Below are 20,462 nucleotides of genomic sequence, written 5' to 3'. Positions count from 1 at the left end.
ATCAACCGCGCCGATTCGACCGATCGGATGACGAAACATAAGACGAAATCACGATCCGTCCCGCCGTGCGACCCATGCACGCTACGCATGGCAGACATGACGATATATCGATTGTGACGCGTTTTTTGGGCTACCAACATGGCTGATGCGCGTGCGTCCCCGGCTTGGTCGCGAGCAATCCAGCCATTCCCGCGACGCCGCAGCCCGACATTTATTTAACCACTGACGGAGTTGGCGATGACGAAATTCAGCACAGGGCGGCGGCAAGCCTTCAAGACGATCGGCGCGGCGGTCGCGGCTTCCGCGCTACCCGCGCCCTTCGTCAGTCTGCGAGCGCAAGAGAAAAACTTCTCTGGCAAGACGCTGCGCCTTCTGACCTGGTCCGACGACACCGGCACCGCCGCGCTGCGCAACATCGCCGCGACGTTCATGGCGAAGACCGGCGCGAAGGTGATCGCCGACCGCGCAGACGGCACGTCCGGCATGGTCGCCAAGGTCAAGGCGGCGGGCGATCGTCCGACTTACGACGTGATCACGCTCGCGGGCGTCGGCGCGTCGGGTCTCGGCGATGCGGGTTTGCTCGTCAAGCCCGACCTCGACAAGCTGCCGAATCTGAAGGATGTGCCCGCGCGCTATCGGACGGGCGCGGATGGTTTCGGCGTCGGCTATCTGTTGTGGTCCGACGGCCTGATCTACAACACGTCCACCGTCAAAACGCCGCCCGGGTCGTATGAAGCGCTGTGGGATCCGAAGTACGCGGGCCGCCTGTTCCTGCCGCCGCCGGAGTTTGCGGAGGCGGTCGATCTCGCGATCATCGCCGCAAAAATGTCCGGCGGTTCGCAGCAGAATATCGATCCGGGGTTCAAGAAGCTCGCCGAACTGAAAGACCGCGTGATGACGCTCGGCGAAAACCCGAATCAGGTCGCCGACCTCTTCCGCACCGGTTCGCTCGATATCGGCGGCATCTACTCGCCGGCGTTCTTTCCCGACCAGATCAGAAAGCCCGAGTACAAGATGGGCGTGACCTACGGCATGAAGGAAGGCTTCGCCACGCAGTTGATGTTCACGGTGATTCCGAAGTCTCATCCCGGCGACCTCGATCTGATTCACGCGTTCATCAACCATTCGCTCGATGCCGGCGTGCAGGGCAAGATGGCGGTCGACGTGCTGAACGGCCCGGTGAATTCAAAGGCATCGATTCCGGCTGACAGTCTGCGGTTCGTGCCGTCTCCGCAGCAGATCGCGGAGAAATCCATCCTCCACGACGACAAGAAACTCGCCGTGGTTCAACCCGCATGGATCAAGCGTTACACCGAGCTGTTCTCGGCATGACCGCGATGGCCGGGCTTTCCTCGCAGCGCACCGAGCCGAAGGCACCGGACCAGCCGGACGCCCCGGCGGCGGCCGCCGCGCTCGACCGCGCGCGGCCGTGGCTGCTGCTCGCGCCTATCCTCGCGTTTCTCGCGGTGCTTGCAGCGGCCGCGCTCGTGGTTCTGCGCATGAGCTTCGGCACGCCGGGCGACGAGTGGCACGGATTCACGCTGCAAAACTACGCCAACCTCGCGGATTCGTATTTCCTGAAGTCGCTATGGCTCACGTTGCGGCTCGCGTTTCAGAGCATGGTGTGCGCGGTGCTGCTGGCGATCCCCGTCGCGATCGCGATGGCGCGCACCGAGTCGCGTCTCGCGCGGCGTTTGCTGCTGGCGGGCGTTCTGTTGCCGCTGCTCGTCAATTTGCTGCTGCAAGGTTATGGCTGGCTCATCATCCTCGGCCCGGCGGGTTTGCTCAATCACGCGTTGCTCGCAAGCGGCGTGATCCAGCGTCCGATGCAATGGCTTTATCGTGAGCATGGTGTCTTGCTCGGCCTGATTCAGACCGCATTTCCGCTCGCGGTGCTGCCGCTGTCGAGCGCGATGCGCGCCGTCTCGATCTCGTATGAGGAAGCCGCCGCGACACTCGGCGCGACACGCTGGCAAACGTTGCGTCACATCATGCTGCCGCTCGCGATGCCGGGGCTCGTCTCCGGCGCGCTGCTCGTCTTCGCCTACAACGCGAGCGCGTTTGCAGTGCCGCTCTTACTCGGCGGACGACGCGTGCCGATGCTCGCGGTGCTCGTTCACGATGAGGTTTCGCCGCTGCTGAATTGGCCGGCCGCATCGGCGTCCGGCGTCGTGCTGATGATCGCGACGCTTACCGTCATGGCGATCTCGCAGCGTCTCGTGCGCCGCACTCAACGTCTCAAGGAGCCGTCGGCATGAGCAGCCCGGTCCACTCATCCGTCTCGCGCGCCCGGCTGCTGCCCGCGACCATGCCGGGCAAGCTCGGCAGACCGTCCGCGCTGCTCGCGGCCATTGTCCTTTTCCTCGCCGCGTTGCCGATCCTGACGATGATCGTCATGTCGTTCAGCGCATCCGACACGCTCGCGTTCCCGCCGCCCGGCTACAGTCTGCAGTGGTATCGCGCGGCATGGCATAGCTTCGTCTCGCCCGACGCGAGCGACGTGCTGTCGATGGGCACCGCCTTGACGACGAGCCTGATCGTCGCTGTATCCACGATGCTGATCGCGACGCTCGTCTCCGTGCCCGCCGCGTATGCGTTGAGCCGCTACCGGTTTCGCGGCAAGTCGGCGGTCGAACAACTCGTGGCATTGCCGCTCGTCTATCCGCTTGTGATGCTCGGGTTGTCGCTGCTGCTGGTGTTCAACGTGCTGCCGGTCGAGCTTGGCATTTTTCGGCTCATCATCGCGCACGTGATTCTCGCGCTGCCGTTCACGGTGAAGAACTGCGCGGCGTCGGTGGCGTCGATCGGCCCCGAGTTCGAGGAAGCCGCGTGCGTGATGGGCGCGAGCCCGCGCCGCGCGATGTTCGATGTCGTGCTGCCGCTGATGCGTCCCGGCATTCTGGCGGGCATGCTGTTCGCCTTCATCATCTCGTTCAACGAGTTTACGGTGACGTTTTTCCTGTATGGCATCAACACGATGACGCTGCCGGTGTGGCTTTACAGCCGCACGGTGTCGTCGCTCGATCCGACGGTGTTTTCGTTCGCCGTCTTTATCGTCGCGATCGACTTCGCACTGATCTGGCTGCTCGAAAAGCTGATCGGCGACAAAGGCGTGGCGCTCTGAGCGCGCAAAAATTCGAGGGATCGACATGACTCATCTGACACTTCAGGCCGTGACCAAGCGCTTCAATTCCGCGTATGCCGTGGATCACGTCGACCTGAACGTCCCGGACGGCAAGCTCGTCTGCTTTCTCGGTCCGTCCGGTTGCGGCAAGACGACCCTGCTGCGCATGATCGCGGGGCTTGAGACGCCGAGTTCCGGCAGCGTGATGTTTGCCGGCCGCGATATCACGCGCTTGCCGGCGAACCAGCGCGACTTCGGCATGGTGTTCCAGTCGCTGGCGCTGTTTCCGCATATGAGCGTCGCCGAAAATATCGCGTATCCGCTGAAACTCAGGAAGACCGCTAAGGCCGCACAAACGCGGCGTGTGGCCGAACTGCTCGATCTGATCCAGTTGCCGCACATGGCGAACCGGCCGGTCACGCAACTGTCCGGCGGACAGCGCCAACGTGTGGCGATTGCGCGGGCGATCGCTTCGTCGCCGAAATTGTTGCTGCTCGACGAACCGCTCTCCGCGCTCGACGCCAAACTGCGCGAAGCCATGCAGGTCGAAATCCGCTTGCTGCAGCAACGCCTCGGCATCACGACGATAATGGTCACGCACGATCAACGCGAAGCAATGACGATGGCCGATGAAATTGTGGTCATGGAGCAAGGACGGATTGCGCAAGTCGGCAAGCCGCTCGATATCTATCGGGATCCGGTGAACGAGTTCGTGGCGGACTTCATCGGACTGGGAAACATCTTGCCGGTCACGCGTGATGGCAGCGGCGGTGTGAGCCTGCCGGGCGGCCAGCGGATAAGAGTGGCGAATCCCGCACACGTGCCCGATGCGGCCGGTGACATCCGCCTTCTGATCCGTCCGGAAGACGTCTGCCTGCGTCCCGCGTCGGTTGCCAGCGAGCCGAATCAACTGGCCGGTACGGTCAGATTCATCCGCGACGTCGGGGCGACGCTCGAAGCGACGATCGACTGCGCCGGCTTCACGCTGACCGCCGCCACGACGCCCCGCGAAACGCCCGGTCTTACGCTGGGCATGCCGGTGCTGGCGGAGTTGCCCGCGCATGCGTGCAAGTTGATCGCGGCGAGGGCTGTTCATTGATTTGCGCGTCACGTAATCCGCGTTGCTACGGATGCAACGCTCATCCATAAAGCGCCTGGTGCTTAAACGTACAACGCAGATCCGCCGCGCTCGTGCTGCGTCACATCGATCAGTCCGTTTGCGCGGAACCGGTCGAGAAACTGCAAGCGCGCCGCGCCCTCTTTCGCGCCTGCCCGAATGACCGCGCCGGGCCGCATCGTCTGAGTGCCCGCACCAGCGTAGCGAGGCCATTGCGGTTGGCCGCTGCCGTTCGGGTCTGCAGCAAGCGCGACGTTGGTCGAGTACGACTGGAGCGTGCCGGAGCGCCAGATCCTGCGCACTTGCGCTCACCGCGACCTTCGCGGGCAAATTGCCGAAGACGTATTGAACATCCTTCGAATGCGGCGCGACCGGGTTATACGGCGAAGTCTGCTCGAAGTGATAGCCGTAGACCGGCGAGCGCCCCATCTTCTGCTGTTGCGTGACCCAGTCCCACGTTTGATATCACGCCAAGCCGCTTTTTGCCGCGCGAGCGAAAAAGTGTCCCTGTACGCGGCGCGTTTTGCCTCATAGGATGAACCTATTCATCACACCGGCAAGCGCCCACTATGAAGCTGCAGATCTACCAGATAGACGCATTCACGAGCGACGTGTTCAAAGGCAACTATGCCGCCGTCGTTCCGCTCGACACGTGGCTGCCCGAGTCGCTGATGCAGTCGATTGCCAGCGAGAACAACCTGTCGGAAACGGCCTTCATCGTGCGTCGGTACGACGGCGGCTTCGACATACGCTGGTTCTCGCCGATCAAGGAAATTGCGTTCTGCGGGCACGCCACGCTCGCGAGCGCATTCGCCTTGTTTCAACAGCATTCTCAAACCGAGCAACTTGTCTTTCATGCGAAAGCGACCGGGCCGTTCGCGGTGAATCGACGGGCGCACGGTCTCATCGAGATGAATTTTCCGCAGCGCGACAGCGAGCGGCTCGAAGAGATTCCCGATGAACTTGTACGCGGCCTGTCGATCCGGCCCGGCGAATGTTTCATCTGCCAGCAGGCGTACATCGCGATGTACGACAACGAAACCGAGGTCCGCTCAGTCGTGCCGGATCTCGAACTGATCGCGAAACTCGGTCCGCGCGATGTCGTCGTCACCGCGCCGGGCGATCATCACGATTTCGTCTCGCGCTACTTCTGGCCGGCTAACGGCGGCGCTGAAGACCCAGTGACCGGATCGATCCATGCGGCGCTTGCGCCGTTGTGGTCGAAGCGGATCGGCAAGAACACACTCGTGGCGCTACAGGCATCCGACCGGAGCGGCGTGTTGCACTGTGAAATCGAAGACGACCGCGTGCTCGTTTCGGGCCACGCGGTGCAGTATCTCGAAGGGACTATCGAGGTACCCGAGCTAGCGTCGCAAACGGACTGACGTCTTCGACGGGCTAATGGCCGGCGTTCGTCATACATCGCGATGCCGAGCACGCTGATCGCGCCGCACGTCAGCATGTCCCACGCTGGCGCGTAAAAGCTTGGTTGCGCCAACTTCGCCTGTGGCCGAAAAGCCGTGCAGCAGACGGCCGAACACGACGAGCATCGGCGCGGCGGATCCGATCATCTCGCAGGTCGGCGCGAGTCCGATCATGCCGGTTCCGCGCGCCATCAGCGTGACGGTGACGATGAGCGCGGGGTTGCGTCCCGCGCCTACGCCACGCGCTCGCTGGAAGCGCTGCAAGGGGCGGAGTGGATTCATGCCGACGTAATTGATACGTAACCGGATCATCGCGAGGGCTTTTGTCGGCGTGGCGAAAACGGCTGGACCGTTAGTTGCGTACCTCGGTTTGCGTGGTACCGCGGTTCGGGTTCATGGCGGATGCGTTGAAGACCTTGTCGTTCCGACCTTCAGCTCTCGACCATCCCGCCTCAAATTTTGCGATTTCAATCGATATCGATCTGAACCGCGCGCTCTTCACCGCCGACGTTGGAGTGCCGACCGACTGCGACCGCGCGACGCCGACGCAAACCATGGCGCGCCATCTCTCGTATGCTCACGCTTCCAGCGCGCACTCGATTGAACGGGTTGCTCGACATAGCGTGGCTGCATAACGAAGCAGGATCGCCCGGCAACGCGATTCACCGCGCCGCGCTGCGTCGACCGGCCTTTCTGAGTTCGCCCGCAACGAACGGGATAAACGTGTTCGCGACGTCGGGGAAGGTCAGGATGTTGGCCTCGGTGACCTGCGCGGGTTTGAGATTTTGCCGCTCGATCGCGCGAACGCCCATCGTGCTCGATGCCACGAACTTGCGCACCAGTTCTTCCCGCGGGTTTTTATCCGCGGTGTCGAAGAACTCACGCGCGAGGCGCAGCTCCTCGTGCCGACGACGATCGTCCGCCGCGGTCACCGCGGCCACGCTGGCTTCGACCGCCTTCTGCCGCTCGGATTTGGACTCCTTCTGCGCCGTCGCCGCTTCAACCAGTTGCGCCTGAATCAACTCGACTTGCTTATCGGCGTCCGAAACGCGGTAATTGTCCGAGAGCGCTTTCATCATGTAGCCGGCGGCGGTCTTGATCCTTTCGCCTTGCCGTATTTTCCATCGCGTATATTCGATTGCTTGCTGAATGCGCTCGTCGGTCCAAACCGCGCGGTTTTGCGCGATGCGCTCGAACTGGCTATCGGAAAGCGCGAATTCTTTCTGGAGCGTCATAAAAAGCGCGACGGAATTGAGCATGTCCGCCTTCGTCGCGATGGCGGCTTCCTTGCGCTTGAGTTTGAAGCGGATCTGGTCTTTCTTGCGCGAGCCCGGTGTGCCGGCGCGAGTCTCATAGGACAGTTCAATGTCGGACAATTCGTTGATCTGACCGACTGCCGGTTCCAGATAATCGCGCTTGAAGTATTTGAACTCGGCGTTATTCGCCCACGACTTTCCGGGCAGATTGCGCACGAGGTCGAGTGGCAACCAGTCCGTCATGCCGTTCGGAACGGCGGGCAGAATATGATCGTAGATACCGCGTGCATAAATGAGCGTGAAGCGCGAGGTCACCAAAAGACTGCTCCAATAGGAGTTCTCCGGGTCTTTGATAAGCCGCTGCAGTTCCACGGGAACGCGGAACCGGATCCGGCCATTCCTCACGCTCACGCGGCCGATCAGTTCCAGCCAGTCGCCTTCCTCGTCTTCAATTTCGACGCCCTGACCCTGATCCCCACGGCCGCCCTTTTCTTCGCCGGGTTCTGCCGACTCTTCCAGCATGCGGCCGCTGGAATCGACGGATACAACCGGCGCGCTCATCACTTCGAGCATCGACGATTTCACGCTGCGGATCACGCTGGAAAAGTGCTTCTTGTTTCGGCTGTCGTAGCGCATCAGCCATTTAAAGAAGCTGAGCGTGACGTCATAGTTGTCCTGGATTTCAGGATCTTGCGCAACAATGAAATAAGCGGCATCGACAAAGCGGCGCGCAGAAAGACCCAATCCGATGATCCGCGCGAATACGCGGTTTTTTTGATAACCGATGTCTTTGTCGGGCGCGGCTTCGTCGATGGAGCGATTCGTCGGCGCCATCTCGACGAAAAGGTCCAGCGCAAACTGAAGTGGGGTCACGCGCCGATCAACACCGCTGGCCATACCGGTTTCCTAAAAAAGTTCAGCAGACTTTAGGTTTACCAAGGTGAGAAGTCAATGAAAATGTCTCACCTTCTGAATTGGTCGACGGTTCGCGCACACTATCTCTCACCGTTGGCACATTAAGTCTCACCTTCGAAACGGCCCGCTATAGGCAAGTCATTGAACTTTCATCGATTTTTTCTGTTATCCACAGCTCTGGATTGGAGAACTCTCACCTTTAGGTTTTGTTGGAAGTTAACTCTCACCTTGCGCCTCTAGATATCTCCTTTGCGCGATCTCCAATCTCACCTCAAACGCACATTTTCTCTCACCTTCAGCACACAATGTCTCACCTTTTGGCATTAACCCGCTGATTTATAACGAGTCTTGTTGCTCCTGTAGGTTTGTTAGTTCGTTTTTTTTAAAAGATAACCTACGAACCAGTTCTCAAACGTGTTCGCGTAAGCCGACGCGATGCTCAACGGATTTGCAACTGGAAAGTTGATTTTGCAACGTTCACTCGCTGCAACCGCGCGGGTGTTGTGCACTGGGCTTCTTGATTGGTCGATAAAGGTGAGAGATTGTGTGCACGCGATTCTCAGCGAGCGATCGCTATCTCATTGAGACAAACGTGTTAGTGCCGCGTGTACTTTCAGCGGAATCCGCGTGCTTAAAGGGCTTGATTGATTTCTCCAGTGTGCAAGATTGGCGGGAGAGTCATCTCTGAAGGGCGCCGGCTTCAGTGAGGCGCTATTAGAGGTGCACAACATCTCTCACCTTTGTGAGACTTGTAGCCGACCGGCGAAAGCAAAACGTAATAAAGGTGTCCCGCCATCGAGTCAAACCGCAAACTTGACAGTGGTTGGTGGAAGTTTTCGACCGCTTCCATTGCCTGCGCTTCCACGGAAGCACAAAATCTCTCACCGTCGTTCGGTACTTGTAGCACTGAACGACGGAGGTCTGCGCCGAAGGTGAGAGATTTTGTGTGAGTTGTGATCGAAGCGCCTTGGCTTCTACGCCTGCAGATTTGCGAAATTTCATGAATTAAGGCCTTAAAGTCAATCACCTACGCGCGATCTGAGCCTATTTATGCGGTTTTCCTGTATTCTCCGTTTAGCGTATTTTTTTAGGGAAAACTCAGAAATGGCGAATATCAGCCAACCGATGCCAATAAAGCGAACGGTGACACTCGAAGAAATCTCTGATTTCGCGGATGTTGTCACGGATTACGCGACCGAACTGCGTGATCAGATTCTCGCTCCACGTCCCCGAAAGGCCGCGCCGATGTTTACGACAGGGGAAATCGCGGAGTTATGCGGACTGACTCGACAACAGGTGCAGTATCTTGCAACAAAAGGCGATGGCGTTCTGCCGGAAGGGCAATCCACGGGCACGGGGCGCAGCCGCAGCAGACTTTTCACTTTGCCTGAGGCCCGGCATTGGGTGCAACAGGTCTCCGACATTTACCAGACGCCGCTCGTTGCGGGGCCGAGCGAATTCAAGGGCAAAGTTCTCGTCACCTCCCAACTGAAGGGTGGATCGGCCAAAACAACCACGACGATGTGCTTGGCCCAAGGTTTAAGTCTGCGCGGACGGAAGGTGCTGGTGATCGATCTGGACCCGCAGGCGTCGCTATCCGAACTGTGCGGTTTATACGCTGAGAAAGAAGTCTTTCCGGACGATACGGTACTGCCTTACCTCTACGATCAAACGGTCGAAGGCGGCCTGTTGGGCAAAGTGCAGAAAACTTATTGGGATGGATTGGACATTATCCCGGCTCACACGGAACTCGTCGGCGCGGAATATCACCTTCCCGCGATGCAAATGAAAGTGCCGGGTTTTAGATTCTGGCAGGTGCTCCGAGAAGGCCTTGCGCCATTGCGCAACCACTACGATTACATCTTGCTCGATACGTCTCCGTCTTTATCCTATTTGAATCTGAACGCGTTACTTGCGGCAGACGCGATGGTGATGCCGATGGTCCCCGAGAATCTCGATTTCTTCAGTTCACTCTCGTTCTGGCGGCTGTTCTCGGACGTGGCCAAGTCGTTTATCAAGTACGAAGCCAACAAGCAATACGACTTTGTGTCGGTGTTACTGACGCGAGTGAATTACAGCAATACATCCGCAGCTCCGGTGGTGCGGACGTGGGCGCAGGGAGCGTACCGAAGCTGGCTCGCGCAGTCCGAGGTGCCCGCGAGTTCCGTGATGAGTTCCGGCGCCCTTGCATTTACCACGGTTTTTGATATCAGCAGCTCTCACAGCCAGGCGAAGTCTTTGGCCCGGGTGAAGCAGCCGCTGGTGGACTACTGTCGGTGGGTTGATGACTTATTCGTCGAACAATGGAGGCCTGCACAGTGAGCAACAGCAATAACATTCGTGAGCAGATGTTGGCGAAAACGGCGGGTCTTCGTTCGACTGACGAAAGAACGCCCAGCGCGAATCGTCGGTCTAATCGAACCGAGACTGCTCCGGGTATGGCCGGCGCGCTGGCTGCAGCTCAGTTGCGCGTGAAGGAGCTTGAATCGACAGGAACGTCATCGAAGCTCCTCGTGGCTGAACTTGTCCCCAATCCTTGGCAGCCCCGGCGGGTTTTCAACGAGGCGAAACTCGCCGAGTTGGCTGAGTCGATTCGCGAGGTCGGACTCATGCAGCCGGTTGTTGTGCGGCGGGTGGAGTCCGGCTATCAGATAGTTGCCGGCGAACGGCGATGGCGTGCTCATAAGTTGTTGGGTCAGGACGAAGTTAAAGCGGTCGTGACCGAATGTACCGATCAGGATATGGCAGTGCTGGCGCTGGTGGAAAACATCAGCCGTGACGATCTTGTTGACTATGAAGTGTCAATGTCCATCCGCCGCACCGAGTCGGAATTCCCGAATCGCAAGCGCATGGCTGAGGCACTGGGGATGTCGCGATCTGGCCTGTATCGGTTCTTCGCATTCGATAATCTTCCGGAGTTCGTTAAGCGGGAGCTTGATCTGCAACCAGGCCTGATCGGTGCGTCGGCGGCGGATGAGATCGTAACGGCTTTGAAGAAGCATGGTGAAGTTGGATTGCGCGCTGCGGAAGAGCTTTGGCCGCAAGTCCTGGATGGCCGTCTGCATCAAAGCAAATTTGCGGGTGCGATTGCCGCGCGTGCAATTAAGCCTGTGGCAGTGGGAGACGGTGTCGGCCGCAGTATCGACAAGTTCTTTTCGGGCAAGGCGCAGGCCGGAAATATCACGAAGGATGAGAGCAGCTTTACTGTGAAAATTAAGGCCGGAATGCTGAATGCGGAACAGGAGAGAGAAATTAGAGAGGTGATTGGTCGGCTGTTTTCGACTCAACCGAGAGGGCAATAGGTCGGATTGCAACACTGGGTATTGCTGTGCGATGGAGGTGGCAAAGCGTCGGAGGCCGAGTGTCCCGAGTCGGGACACTTAGGTGGCGATAAAAATAGAGAGTGTTCGACCTGTAGGCGAGTGTCCCGACTTGGGACACTTGTAAATCGCATAGCCCGTTTAAAGACAACCGGTGCAGTCGGATCCGTTGGCGTCGGCGGCTAATAAGACGAACGATGCACTAGTTTCTTGAGTGGCTACAGAGCAGATGTGCGCACGTCCTCTAGCGCAGCAGCTAAGTTTTTCCAGTGCTGCGGCGTTTCCCTCCTCAGCCCTGCCAATTTAGTCCTTGCCTAAAACTGTGGTCGAGCTACCGACGACGTTCGGAAACTCCGGCCGCGTATTGCTACGTGGCGTTTCGCTCGTTTGACCATCGAAGCTACTCTTCCAATCACGGTTACTACATCTAAATTGCCAGCCGCTTCGCTGCCACGTCCCTGCCCAGTTGGGTCGTAGAGCAAGTCTCCTAGAGCGACTTCGAGCGAGCTGCCAATGCGCAATGCTAGTTCAGAATCAAGCGTGACTCGGAATAATCCGGCCCGGCCGAACTTGGCTATGCCACGCTCGTGGCGGTAGAGAACGCGCGAAATAAAAGAAACCACGTCGAAAACGGAATCGAAGATCACGGCGAAAATCGAGAGTCCTGGTGAGCTGCTGCCCCGCTCGACGAAGCGCAATCTTTGCGGAACTTTCTCCGCTTTAGGCTTGGGCTTCAGTCAAGTGCCGCCGCTGCTACTTGAAAGATTTCCCAAGATCGAAATGCGGCGAGGGCGCAAAAACTCATTCTTTGCTTGCATACCTGAGCGCGGCTTCGTCACACAACAATCTTAGCGACGGTCGCCCAAGCGCCTACAGACGGGTGTTCTCAGGTCTACTAGATAATGAGCATCGGCGCGATATTTTAAGCGCCCGGTTAGTTGGTTGAGCGATACCCAACGCGCGACTGCGAAGAGGCTCAGCGCTGTTGCCGTGCTGTCCGATCAAAAATTGGAACGAGACTAAGCGACGCGATATTTGTACACGGAGCGGTTTATTCTCAAATCGCTTTTCTGAGAGAAAAGGGGCTTCTATCAAGTTCCCATACCCGGAAATCGCAGAGTGCCTGAGCGTTCACAGCGGCAGCATTTCTTTTGCTCGTTCGCCTATTTGAGAGAGATCACCGCAGTCTATCCGTCATTTCGACGCGCGCGAGCGCTTCCCTTGCACGTCCTTCCCCGCGTTTGCGCACTGGTGCATGGCCCGGCAATAAGGCTACCCGGCCGCACCGCACCCAGATCGGCCTTGACCCCATTGGCCGCGTTCGCACAAGCAAGATAGTTTTCGCATTTTCAAATTCACTCGCGCAGTACGAGGTTTCGGATAATTGAGGTCACCAATCCGCAACGTGGCATTGGTCGCGCCAGGCAGTTCCAGATGGTTAGCCCACTGGCGACGGGAGCATCTGGAGAAGGCGCGAGAAACTCAGCTAGGACCGAGGAGAAGAATCTATCGCGCGGCTTCCGCATACAGTTGCCGGCAAGAGGGAGTGTTGAAGCGCGACAAATAGCGATGCGTTCCAGCGGCCGCATACGGAGTCGCAGAAAGGAAGGCTGGACGATAACCGAAGAGCAAATGCGCGACGTCGTGTTGCGACGCGAGTGACATAGTTCGTTGGCACCATCGAACGTCCGGCGAGGCGGCCTCATGCCGCACGTTCATTGCGGCAGCGGTCACGCACGAACTGGATCGTTGATATTGCCAAGGGTCCCGTCGGGCAGCTAGTCCCACTTCGGTTTCCGGAACCGGCGGCGGTGCAGCGAATGTTTCGAAGCAAACAGTCTCAATGCTCTGCAGCAACGCATGCTCCGGGTCTTGCGAAACTAGTTCCGCCAGTACAGCTCCCAACCTTAGAGCAGTTGGAAATCTCTCTGGACCCGAATCGCTTGGATCCAAGTTCAAAAACCATTGTCCGAACGACGACCTTCAACCGTACAACACGAGAAAAACGAGCAAAGCGCCGCGCAACCAATACGATGCCAACTAATCGCGAAGATTGCCCCGCGCAAGCGTCAGCATAATTACAAATAGCTTTCAGGCGTTCGCCCGGCTCACGTCTTATCGTATTGAACGAAATCCCACGCTTACGCTAACAACTCACACATCAGAACAAGCGCAGAAGTGCCACAAACTAACGCATTTCTTCATTGTTCCCGCCGGTCGTGAAACAATCGAATCAATTCAATGAATTACCGCAGAGCCAAGCTGATAAAGGTTTCCCGCAGCCTTTCGGCCCGATAAAACCAAATGTTTCACGCGAATTAACGCTTTTCCGCTAGCAAAACGACGCATAGCCCTCGCCTACCGCTCAAAAACGCATCGCGCGGCTCCGTTGTAGCACCCGCTACGTATTCCGTAACCTCCTTACAAAAGTAGCGATTCCGCCGAATATGAACTGGGACTGATCCGCACGATTGGCCTAATGCGGAGATAGTGCATAAGGCCGCAACGCACCTCCACGGCAGCCACTCTGCCGTTCCCGCGACGGAGCCTGTTCCCGCGTTGCAATCGATGTCGATTCGCGCCACGATATTCCATCCCCGACGCCGCAAGTTCATCGATCTAGCCGGTGCATCGGCAAGACGTCGCGGCACCGCCTGAATCCGAATCCGAATCCGCAACGAATCTCAATCAACACCACAATCAACCCAGAATTATTGAGACGCTGTGGTAGGCGGGCGACATTGGAAGCCGGTGGGTCAGGTTAGGATGATTTCCATCACACCACCACGAGGTTGGCAGTGGGAACAGCCTGGCAAAACCGGCGCGCGCAACCGACCGCCGACGCGCACGACCAATCGAGCGTGCTTGGCGGGCTCGATAGCTGGAAGCTCAGCCGACTCGAATCGTTGGCCTACGAGCTTGCCGATACCGGCCGCTTTCACGATTTCAGCGATATTCATTTCGCCTTGCAATACGAACAAGGATGGTCACAAGCGCGGACGCTGCTCGACGAATCGTCGATGCGGCGACGATTGAACCGCCGTTGCGCGAGCGCGCAAGCGATCTCTACCGAGCCGAACGTGCATCAAAGTTGGTCCTCTGATTCGGCACTCGATGCGGCAGATTCATCGCTCACGTCCAGCGCCCTCGACACCGTACCGGACAGCAACGCAGAACCGGTCAACGCACCGCACGCGGCATCCGTATTGGTATACATCGCCGAGGGAACGCTGCGCTGGTTACGCCGATGGACCCCGCGAAGCGCATTTTTGCGCTCCGCTGCGTGATCTCCGTTTATTCAAGAGTGCGCCGAAGGAACGTAAGGCTCGCGAATTTCCACCGATCGCCAATATTTGCGCCCTTTGCGCGCCGGCGGCAAGTCCGGTAAGGTAGCGGGCCGAGTCGAATGCGGCTCAGCACTAATCAAGAAGAGGAGGTCACCATGAACAAGCAGGAACTGATCGACGCGGTTGCAACCGAAGCAGGCATTACCAAAATCGCAGCGGGCGAAGCAATCGACGCGGTACTGGACGCTGTATCGAAGACCGTCGCCGAAGGCAACAGTGTTCAACTGATCGGCTTCGGCACGTTTGCGGCCGGCGCACGCGCTGCACGCACCGGACGTAACCCGAAGACCGGCGAGGCGATCAATATCCCCGCGTCGAAGACGGTGAAGTTCACGGCCGGCAAGGCATTCAAGGATGCCGTCAACAAGTGATTTTGGTCGTTCGTTGAAATCCGTGACGCTCGGGCGATCGCCGAGCTAAAAATAGCTGTCCGTCCCAAGGCAGCAGGTTGATCCATTTCACCGCGGTTCGGCGTTCGCCGCCGTCCGGGTGAATTGCCCGGATCGCCACGCAGACCGCGCGCTTCTCCCAGAACTTCTACAATACGATCGCAGCGGCACGCGAGCGCACCCCGCATCGGCGCGCGTTACTTTTGCCGGCGAAAGAAGTCACGCGACGTCCATCCGGGCGTTCGATCAATCACGATGCTGTAACGCAGATCAATCGGCAAAACTCAATGCGTCGGATCGTTGTTCGCCAATCTCCCGTACACGGCCGCGGCGTGTTCACGCTCGCAGCTTTCCGCGCTGGATCGCCCGTCATCGAATACAAGGGGCGGCGCGTTTCGTGGAAGGTCGCGCAACGCGCCTACGAGCGCTCCAACGCCGAGGGCGGCCACACGTTTTTCTTCGACCTCGGCGACGGACGCGTGATCGATGGCGCGCAAGGCGGCAACTCCGCGCGCTGGTTCAACCACAGTTGCGCGCCAAACTGCGAAGCGGAGCAGGACGGCGAACGCGTATTCATCCGCGCGCTTCGTTCGATCAAGAAGGGCGAAGAATTGTTCATCGACTACCGGTTGCAAGTCGATGCGCGTCGCACGGCGGAAATCAAACGAATTTATGCATGTCGATGCGGATCGGCGGCATGTCGAGGCACAATGCTGGCCCCACGATCGACCGCGAGTCGCATAAACGTCGACTCGCGATTCGACCGCCCGCATTTCAACACAGGAGTAAGCAGTGAAAAGGAGCGCGGAAAATAAACTGAAAGTCGTTGCCGTGCGCGTCGATCCGCAGATCGAGCAGAGATTGCGACTATTGGCAGAAACGACGGGACGTAAACAGTCCTTTTTCCTGCAGCAGATGATCGAGCATGGTATCGCCGCAATGGAAGAGACCTGGCTGCCGCCAGCCGCGCTCTCGCAGGTCCGAAGCGGTCAGCTTCCGCCGCCCCAACCGGCGCGCGAGGCGACGCCTGATCTCTTCAGCGCACTGGATATCGACTAAGCGGCTATCGGCGGCGGTTATGGGTCGGCCTGATATTCAGAATCGCAAAGGCCCATCAGCAACTATTTGATGGGCCTCGGCCGCACGTTGTTTTGCGCTCACGCGCGCATCGGCGGAAAAAATCGCAGCTAGACGAGACGTCACGAAGCGCTGCGAACCGGCTTACTTGCGAACGCGGTCGTCGGCCATTTGCATCGTTTGATCGGGGACGACCGACGTCAGCACCGTCGAAGGCAATTGCTTCATGTCGTTCGGCCCGACTTGGCCTGCAAACTTCCAGCCGCCGGGCAGTTTGACGAACGTGAAGCCGGTCGGCTTGTCGACAAACACATCGAAGTTTTTCGCGGGCGCGGCGGCGGTTTGCTGGCCGACGTCGGCCGGCGCCTGTGCGAACACGGCTGGCGAGGTCGCTGCGATAGTGGCGGCAATCAAGGTGCGAATTGCGGTTTTCATATTGAGTTCCATTTCTGTTGAGAAGGGCAGATGCCGTGACCACCTGGTCGGGCGACGACACTCACGCCCTAAATATGTGTCGATCGATACACAATATTAAACCTCAAAAATTGACCCAAATCCAGGATTTTGTTATGCTCGTTACAAAATAAAGCAATACGGACATGACCCGATCAGGGAGACGGAGAAAACGATGAATGATCCAGTCGATGCGGTGGCGTCGAAGAAGCCGGGCAGGCCGCGAGCCTTCGACCGGGACGCCGCGCTGGCATCCGCGATGGAAATGTTCTGGCTGAAGGGTTTCGACGGTTGCGCGATCAGCGACCTGACCGCGGCCATGCATATCAATTCGCCGAGTCTCTACGCCGCGTTCGGCAGCAAGGAAGACCTGTTTCGCGAAGCCGTCGATCTCTATTCGACGCTCGAGGGCGAAGCCACGCGCTCCGCGTTGGCGGGGCCACGCAATATCCGCGACGCGCTGGCCGCGATGCTCAAGCGTAGTGTCGATATGTTCACGCGCGGTCCGCATCCACGCGGCTGCATGGTGATGCTGGGCACGCTGAACGTCAGCGCGGAGCAGACGGAGCTTCGTGCGTTGCTGCGCAAACGGCAGCGGCAAATCGTGGACGTGATCGGCAAGCGCATCGCGATGGCCGTCGATGACGGCGAAATCGCGCCGACGGTGGACATCGACGGGTTGTCGATGATGTGCGCGGTGCTGTTCACCGGCCTCGCCGTCCACGCCCACGATGGCGCCGGCCGGGCAAAGCTGAATTCGGCGATCGATGCCTTCGTTGCCGCTTTACCGGTAACCGGCCGCGCCAAGGTCGCGGCGCGCATGGCGGCTGAGAAGAGGGCGTCGTAAAGCGCAGGTCTTACCAACAAAGCAGACGGACACATGCACATCGCCATACTGACTTTCGAAGGTTTCAACGAACTCGATTCGCTTATCGCGTTGGGCGTTCTCAACCGCGTGAAAAGACCGGGCTGGCGCGTGTCGATTGCGAGCCCGGCCGAGCAAGTATGCTCGATGAACGGCGTCGTGCTTCACTCGCACATCTCGTTGCAGGAAGCCAATAAAGCGGATGCCGTCATCGTGGGAAGCGGCATGCGGACGCGCGATGTCGTCGCGGACCCGGCGCTGATGGCGCAAATGCAGTTCGATTCATCGAGACAGCTTCTCGCGGCGCAATGCTCGGGCACACTCGTGCTTGCCAAACTCGGTTTGCTCGCAGACGTGCCCGCGTGCACGGATTTGACCACGAAGCCGTGGGTTATCGAGGCGGGGATCGATGTTCTCAATCAGCCCATGTTTGCGCGTGGAAACGTCGCGACGGCGGGCGGGTGCCTCGCTTCTCATTACCTCGCGGCGTGGATTATCGCGCGGCTTGTCGGCGTGGACGAAGCCGCTAGCGCGATTCATTACGTGGCACCTGTGGGCGAGAAAGATGAGTACGTCGCGCGGGCGATGAGCAATATTGCTCCGTTCTTGTTCGATACGCCGGCGATGGTTTGATCTCTGGGGTGGATTTTTGGCGATGCACGCGGGGTTGCTGGCGCTCTGTGATCTTGTGTGCCTGCGCTTCCTGTGAACTTGCTTTCGTGTAGGTCTATTAGCACGCCGCTATGCGCGGCAGCAGTCACTTTCTTTGCTGCTGCAAAGAAAGTAACCAAAGAAAGCAGCGTGACCGTCTAAGTGTCCATCACGACCCGTAACCCGGAGTGGTGCGCAAGCTGATTCGGCCATCGCGCCACAAAACAAAGCGGAGCCGCTCATTCATCCCCGCAGGCATAAATGCCTGCCGGTAAGGCATAACCGAACAACCAAACCAAACCAAGCCAAACCAAACCAAAGCGCCGGTTCTTTGTTACGCCCGTCGTCCGAGCGCAGCGAGGACGGAACTGACAAGTGCTATGCCAATAAGGTTGACTGCATGCTAACCGAATCAGCTTGCGCGCCTATCCGCCTGGTTATTCGAGGTGGACACTTAGACGGATAAGCTGCTCTCTTTGGTTAATTTCTTTGCGCTAGCCAAAGAAAGTGACTGCAGCCGCTATGCGCGGCGTGCTAATAAACCCAGGCTTTCAGCGCGAGCGCGTATTGAACAAAAGTGCCCTTCGCGATGCGCAGACCGCATAGAAAAATCGCCTCGCCGGAGCCGATGTATGCGGTTTCCACATTTTTGATGAGTTTTCACGCGTCCGCGCGGGCTAAGGTAAACTACCTGGCATTCAAGCGGAAATTCGCTCCATTCCGCCCACATCAGCTTCTTTCTCGACATACCCATGTAGCTGTTCGAGCACTCCTCGCCGTTCGTAGCGGATTGCCGCTTGGGGTTCTCGGGTATGTGTGCGCTCGCTTGTTCGAGATTCGAACAACGCACTCCGGCTTTCGACCTTGATCGACGCCGCGCTTTCAAAGCGTCGCGCCGCATTTCGCCGCACTTCGGGTCCACGTGCTCCCGTTGGCACATTCAGCGTTTCTCGCGCGCTTCACGCGCCGCGTACTTTTTACCAGACTGCGGAACAGAGTTAATGAAGACCCAATCAGTCCGTGAGCAATGGCTCTCGAACATTCCCGGCAATGTACTCGCGGGGCTTACATCGTCGTTTGCACTGGTCCCCGAGTGCATCGCCTTTGCGTTGGTCGCGCACGTGAATCCCCTAATGGGGCTTTACGGCGCGTTCATCATTTGCGCTCTGACGGCCATCTTCGGCGGAAGGCCCGGCATGATCTCGGGTGCCGCGGGCTCGATGGCGGTCGTCATCGTTGCGCTTGTTGTCGAGCATGGCGCGCAATACCTGCTGGCCGCCGTCGTCCTGAGCGGCGCGATCATGATGCTGTTCGGTGCGTTGCGTCTGGGTAAGCTGATCCGAATGGTGCCGCATCCGGTGATGATCGGATTCGTGAACGGTCTGGCGATCATCATCGCTATGGCGCAACTGGAGCATTTCAAGCGCGCGACTCCGCAAGGCGATGTCTGGTTGCAAGGGACACCGCTCGCGGTCATGTGCGGGCTGGTCGCGCTGACGATGCTGATCGTCTATCTCCTGCCGCGAATCACCAAGGCTGTCCCGCCGGCGCTGGTTGCCATCGTCGGCGTCGGCTTGCTTAGCCAGATCGTGCATCTGCCGACGCGCACACTGGGCGATATGGCGCATATCGCGGGCGCCTTTCCGAGCTTTCATCTGCCGCAAATACCATATGACCTGGAGACGTTCCGGATCGTCTTTCCCTACGCGCTTCTCATGGCCATCGTGGGTTTGCTGGAGACCTTGCTGACGTTCAATCTCACCGATGAAATTACGGAGACGCGCGGACGGCCGAATCGTGAATGTCTCGCACTCGGCGTGTCCAACGTGGTGTCGGGTCTGTTCGGCGGCATGGGCGGTTGCGCGATGATCGGTCAAACCATGATCAATCTCAGCTCGGGCGGCCGGAGCCGCCTGTCAGGCGCGACGAGCGGGATCATGCTGCTCTTGTTCATCCTGTTCTTGTCCCCGCTCATCGAGCAGATTCCGCTGGCTGCGCTTGTCGGCGTGATGCTCGTTGTCGCGCAGCAGACCTTCGACTGGCGATCGCTCGGGGTGCTCGGCAAGGTTCCCCGCAACGACGCGCTGGTGATCGTCGCCGTGACGGTCATCACGGTCATGACCGATCTCGCGATCGCCGTCCTGTGCGGCGTCGTCATCGCCGCGCTGAATTTCGCCTGGCACCATGCGCGCGAAATACGCGCCGAGGTGAACGACAGCGATGACGGCGCGCGCACTTATGTTCTGCATGGCACCTTGTTTTTCGCATCGACCGCGCATTTCCAGGAACTCTTTCAGCCTCAAGCCGACGCCGAAGAAGTCATCATCGATTGCAAGCATCTACATGTGGCCGATCATTCTGCCGTCGTCGCGTTCGAAACGCTGAAAGACCGCTATCAGAAGGCGGGAAGGCGCTTGCGATTTGCGCATTTATCGACGAGAAACCAGCACATTCTCGAACGCGCCGGCGTAACGCTTATCAGCGTCTGACGCAGCGTGATTCGCACGCGTGCTCGCGGCCGACG

General features: G+C 58.7%; 19 protein-coding genes. 15 read left to right on the top strand and 4 right to left on the bottom strand.

Going from position 1 to position 20,462, the window contains the following annotated elements; all coding sequences use genetic code 11:
* Positions 1–237 precede the first annotated feature (237 nt).
* From AC3D25_RS20165 to AC3D25_RS20150, 4 genes are read left to right on the top strand one after another with little or no spacing between them, the layout of a single operon-like run.
* Entirely contained in the window at positions 238–1,332 is a 1,095-nt protein-coding gene (locus AC3D25_RS20165) for an extracellular solute-binding protein (RefSeq protein ID WP_488890214.1), read from the top strand.
* Complete coding sequence (locus tag AC3D25_RS20160) at positions 1,329–2,258, top strand: ABC transporter permease (protein WP_488890213.1); 930 nt, start codon at positions 1,329–1,331, stop codon at positions 2,256–2,258. Before AC3D25_RS20165 ends, AC3D25_RS20160 begins: the two co-directional genes overlap by 4 nt.
* On the top strand, positions 2,255–3,124 hold the full coding sequence (locus AC3D25_RS20155; RefSeq protein ID WP_488890212.1) for an ABC transporter permease: 870 nt from the start codon (positions 2,255–2,257) through the stop codon (positions 3,122–3,124). Before AC3D25_RS20160 ends, AC3D25_RS20155 begins: the two co-directional genes overlap by 4 nt.
* 25 nt (positions 3,125–3,149) lie before the next feature.
* The gene (locus AC3D25_RS20150) at positions 3,150–4,223 is read left to right on the top strand and encodes an ABC transporter ATP-binding protein (RefSeq protein WP_488890211.1); all 1,074 of its coding nucleotides are present in this window, start codon (positions 3,150–3,152) and stop codon (positions 4,221–4,223) included.
* A gap of 62 nt (positions 4,224–4,285) precedes the next feature.
* Here the strand turns inward: AC3D25_RS20150 and AC3D25_RS20145 are convergent, their stop codons facing one another.
* Positions 4,286–4,543: a hypothetical protein gene (locus tag AC3D25_RS20145; protein WP_488890210.1), complete on the bottom strand. Its 258-nt coding sequence runs from the start codon at positions 4,541–4,543 to the stop codon at positions 4,286–4,288.
* 267 nt (positions 4,544–4,810) lie between these two features.
* Between AC3D25_RS20145 and AC3D25_RS20140 the strand changes: the two genes are divergently transcribed.
* Entirely contained in the window at positions 4,811–5,626 is an 816-nt protein-coding gene (locus tag AC3D25_RS20140) for a PhzF family phenazine biosynthesis protein (RefSeq protein ID WP_488890209.1), read from the top strand.
* Between the two features lie 30 nt (positions 5,627–5,656).
* On the opposite strand, the gene AC3D25_RS20135 is transcribed toward AC3D25_RS20140, so the two are convergent.
* Positions 5,657–5,947, bottom strand: a complete 291-nt coding sequence (locus AC3D25_RS20135) for a hypothetical protein (protein WP_488890208.1) — start codon at positions 5,945–5,947, stop codon at positions 5,657–5,659.
* A gap of 113 nt (positions 5,948–6,060) precedes the next feature.
* On the opposite strand from AC3D25_RS20135, the gene AC3D25_RS20130 reads away from it, so the two are divergent.
* A complete protein-coding gene (locus AC3D25_RS20130; RefSeq protein WP_488890207.1) occupies positions 6,061–6,300 on the top strand; it encodes a hypothetical protein in 240 nt (79 codons plus the stop codon).
* Between the two features lie 27 nt (positions 6,301–6,327).
* On the opposite strand, the gene AC3D25_RS20125 is transcribed toward AC3D25_RS20130, so the two are convergent.
* On the bottom strand, positions 6,328–7,818 hold the full coding sequence (locus AC3D25_RS20125) for a replication initiation protein (RefSeq protein WP_488890206.1): 1,491 nt from the start codon (positions 7,816–7,818) through the stop codon (positions 6,328–6,330).
* 1,122 nt (positions 7,819–8,940) lie between these two features.
* Here AC3D25_RS20125 and AC3D25_RS20120 point away from each other — a divergent pair.
* The 6 genes from AC3D25_RS20120 to AC3D25_RS20095 all read left to right on the top strand — a co-directional run bounded on the left by AC3D25_RS20120 (position 8,941) and on the right by AC3D25_RS20095 (position 15,951).
* The gene (locus tag AC3D25_RS20120; protein WP_488890205.1) at positions 8,941–10,158 is read left to right on the top strand and encodes a ParA family protein; all 1,218 of its coding nucleotides are present in this window, start codon (positions 8,941–8,943) and stop codon (positions 10,156–10,158) included.
* 26 nt (positions 10,159–10,184) lie between these two features.
* Complete coding sequence (locus AC3D25_RS20115; RefSeq protein WP_488890484.1) at positions 10,185–11,138, top strand: ParB/RepB/Spo0J family partition protein; 954 nt, start codon at positions 10,185–10,187, stop codon at positions 11,136–11,138.
* 2,879 nt (positions 11,139–14,017) lie between these two features.
* Positions 14,018–14,443: a hypothetical protein gene (locus AC3D25_RS20110; protein WP_488890204.1), complete on the top strand. Its 426-nt coding sequence runs from the start codon at positions 14,018–14,020 to the stop codon at positions 14,441–14,443.
* A 155-nt stretch (positions 14,444–14,598) separates the two neighbouring features.
* On the top strand, positions 14,599–14,874 hold the full coding sequence (locus AC3D25_RS20105; RefSeq protein ID WP_488890203.1) for an HU family DNA-binding protein: 276 nt from the start codon (positions 14,599–14,601) through the stop codon (positions 14,872–14,874).
* A 305-nt stretch (positions 14,875–15,179) separates the two neighbouring features.
* Positions 15,180–15,707 carry an SET domain-containing protein gene (locus AC3D25_RS20100; RefSeq protein ID WP_488890202.1) on the top strand — a complete coding sequence of 176 codons (528 nt, stop codon included), beginning with the start codon at positions 15,180–15,182 and terminating at the stop codon, positions 15,705–15,707.
* On the top strand, positions 15,685–15,951 hold the full coding sequence (locus tag AC3D25_RS20095; RefSeq protein WP_488890201.1) for a hypothetical protein: 267 nt from the start codon (positions 15,685–15,687) through the stop codon (positions 15,949–15,951). Before AC3D25_RS20100 ends, AC3D25_RS20095 begins: the two co-directional genes overlap by 23 nt.
* Before the next feature lie 162 nt (positions 15,952–16,113).
* Here the strand turns inward: AC3D25_RS20095 and AC3D25_RS20090 are convergent, their stop codons facing one another.
* Positions 16,114–16,404: a hypothetical protein gene (locus AC3D25_RS20090; protein ID WP_488890200.1), complete on the bottom strand. Its 291-nt coding sequence runs from the start codon at positions 16,402–16,404 to the stop codon at positions 16,114–16,116.
* Between the two features lie 193 nt (positions 16,405–16,597).
* Between AC3D25_RS20090 and AC3D25_RS20085 the strand changes: the two genes are divergently transcribed.
* The 3 genes from AC3D25_RS20085 to AC3D25_RS20075 all read left to right on the top strand — a co-directional run bounded on the left by AC3D25_RS20085 (position 16,598) and on the right by AC3D25_RS20075 (position 20,427).
* Complete coding sequence (locus AC3D25_RS20085) at positions 16,598–17,269, top strand: TetR/AcrR family transcriptional regulator (protein WP_488890199.1); 672 nt, start codon at positions 16,598–16,600, stop codon at positions 17,267–17,269.
* Positions 17,270–17,302: 33 nt separating this feature from the next.
* Entirely contained in the window at positions 17,303–17,920 is a 618-nt protein-coding gene (locus tag AC3D25_RS20080; RefSeq protein ID WP_488890198.1) for a DJ-1/PfpI family protein, read from the top strand.
* 1,019 nt (positions 17,921–18,939) lie between these two features.
* The gene (locus AC3D25_RS20075) at positions 18,940–20,427 is read left to right on the top strand and encodes a SulP family inorganic anion transporter (RefSeq protein ID WP_488890197.1); all 1,488 of its coding nucleotides are present in this window, start codon (positions 18,940–18,942) and stop codon (positions 20,425–20,427) included.
* The last annotated feature ends 35 nt before the right edge of the window (positions 20,428–20,462 follow it).

The sequence above is a fragment of the Caballeronia sp. SL1002 genome, assembly GCF_057814995.1.
The sequence above is the reverse complement of the archived record's forward strand: the minus strand, read 5'-3'. Positions and strand labels throughout refer to the sequence as shown.

Excerpts from the sequence above, each read along its gene's own strand:
- AC3D25_RS20135 (WP_488890208.1), bottom strand. The coding sequence starts at position 5,947 with ATGAATCCACTCCGCCCCTTGCAGCGCTTCCAGCGAGCGCGTGGCGTA.
- AC3D25_RS20125 (WP_488890206.1), bottom strand. The coding sequence starts at position 7,818 with ATGGCCAGCGGTGTTGATCGGCGCGTGACCCCACTTCAGTTTGCGCTG.
- AC3D25_RS20130 (WP_488890207.1), top strand. The coding sequence starts at position 6,061 with ATGGCGGATGCGTTGAAGACCTTGTCGTTCCGACCTTCAGCTCTCGAC.
- AC3D25_RS20140 (WP_488890209.1), top strand. The coding sequence starts at position 4,811 with ATGAAGCTGCAGATCTACCAGATAGACGCATTCACGAGCGACGTGTTC.
- AC3D25_RS20155 (WP_488890212.1), top strand. The coding sequence starts at position 2,255 with ATGAGCAGCCCGGTCCACTCATCCGTCTCGCGCGCCCGGCTGCTGCCC.
- AC3D25_RS20090 (WP_488890200.1), bottom strand. The coding sequence starts at position 16,404 with ATGAAAACCGCAATTCGCACCTTGATTGCCGCCACTATCGCAGCGACC.
- AC3D25_RS20075 (WP_488890197.1), top strand. The coding sequence starts at position 18,940 with ATGAAGACCCAATCAGTCCGTGAGCAATGGCTCTCGAACATTCCCGGC.
- AC3D25_RS20115 (WP_488890484.1), top strand. The coding sequence starts at position 10,185 with ATGTTGGCGAAAACGGCGGGTCTTCGTTCGACTGACGAAAGAACGCCC.
- AC3D25_RS20160 (WP_488890213.1), top strand. The coding sequence starts at position 1,329 with ATGACCGCGATGGCCGGGCTTTCCTCGCAGCGCACCGAGCCGAAGGCA.
- AC3D25_RS20085 (WP_488890199.1), top strand. The coding sequence starts at position 16,598 with ATGAATGATCCAGTCGATGCGGTGGCGTCGAAGAAGCCGGGCAGGCCG.
- AC3D25_RS20080 (WP_488890198.1), top strand. The coding sequence starts at position 17,303 with ATGCACATCGCCATACTGACTTTCGAAGGTTTCAACGAACTCGATTCG.
- AC3D25_RS20165 (WP_488890214.1), top strand. The coding sequence starts at position 238 with ATGACGAAATTCAGCACAGGGCGGCGGCAAGCCTTCAAGACGATCGGC.
- AC3D25_RS20105 (WP_488890203.1), top strand. The coding sequence starts at position 14,599 with ATGAACAAGCAGGAACTGATCGACGCGGTTGCAACCGAAGCAGGCATT.
- AC3D25_RS20100 (WP_488890202.1), top strand. The coding sequence starts at position 15,180 with ATGCGTCGGATCGTTGTTCGCCAATCTCCCGTACACGGCCGCGGCGTG.
- AC3D25_RS20120 (WP_488890205.1), top strand. The coding sequence starts at position 8,941 with ATGGCGAATATCAGCCAACCGATGCCAATAAAGCGAACGGTGACACTC.
- AC3D25_RS20150 (WP_488890211.1), top strand. The coding sequence starts at position 3,150 with ATGACTCATCTGACACTTCAGGCCGTGACCAAGCGCTTCAATTCCGCG.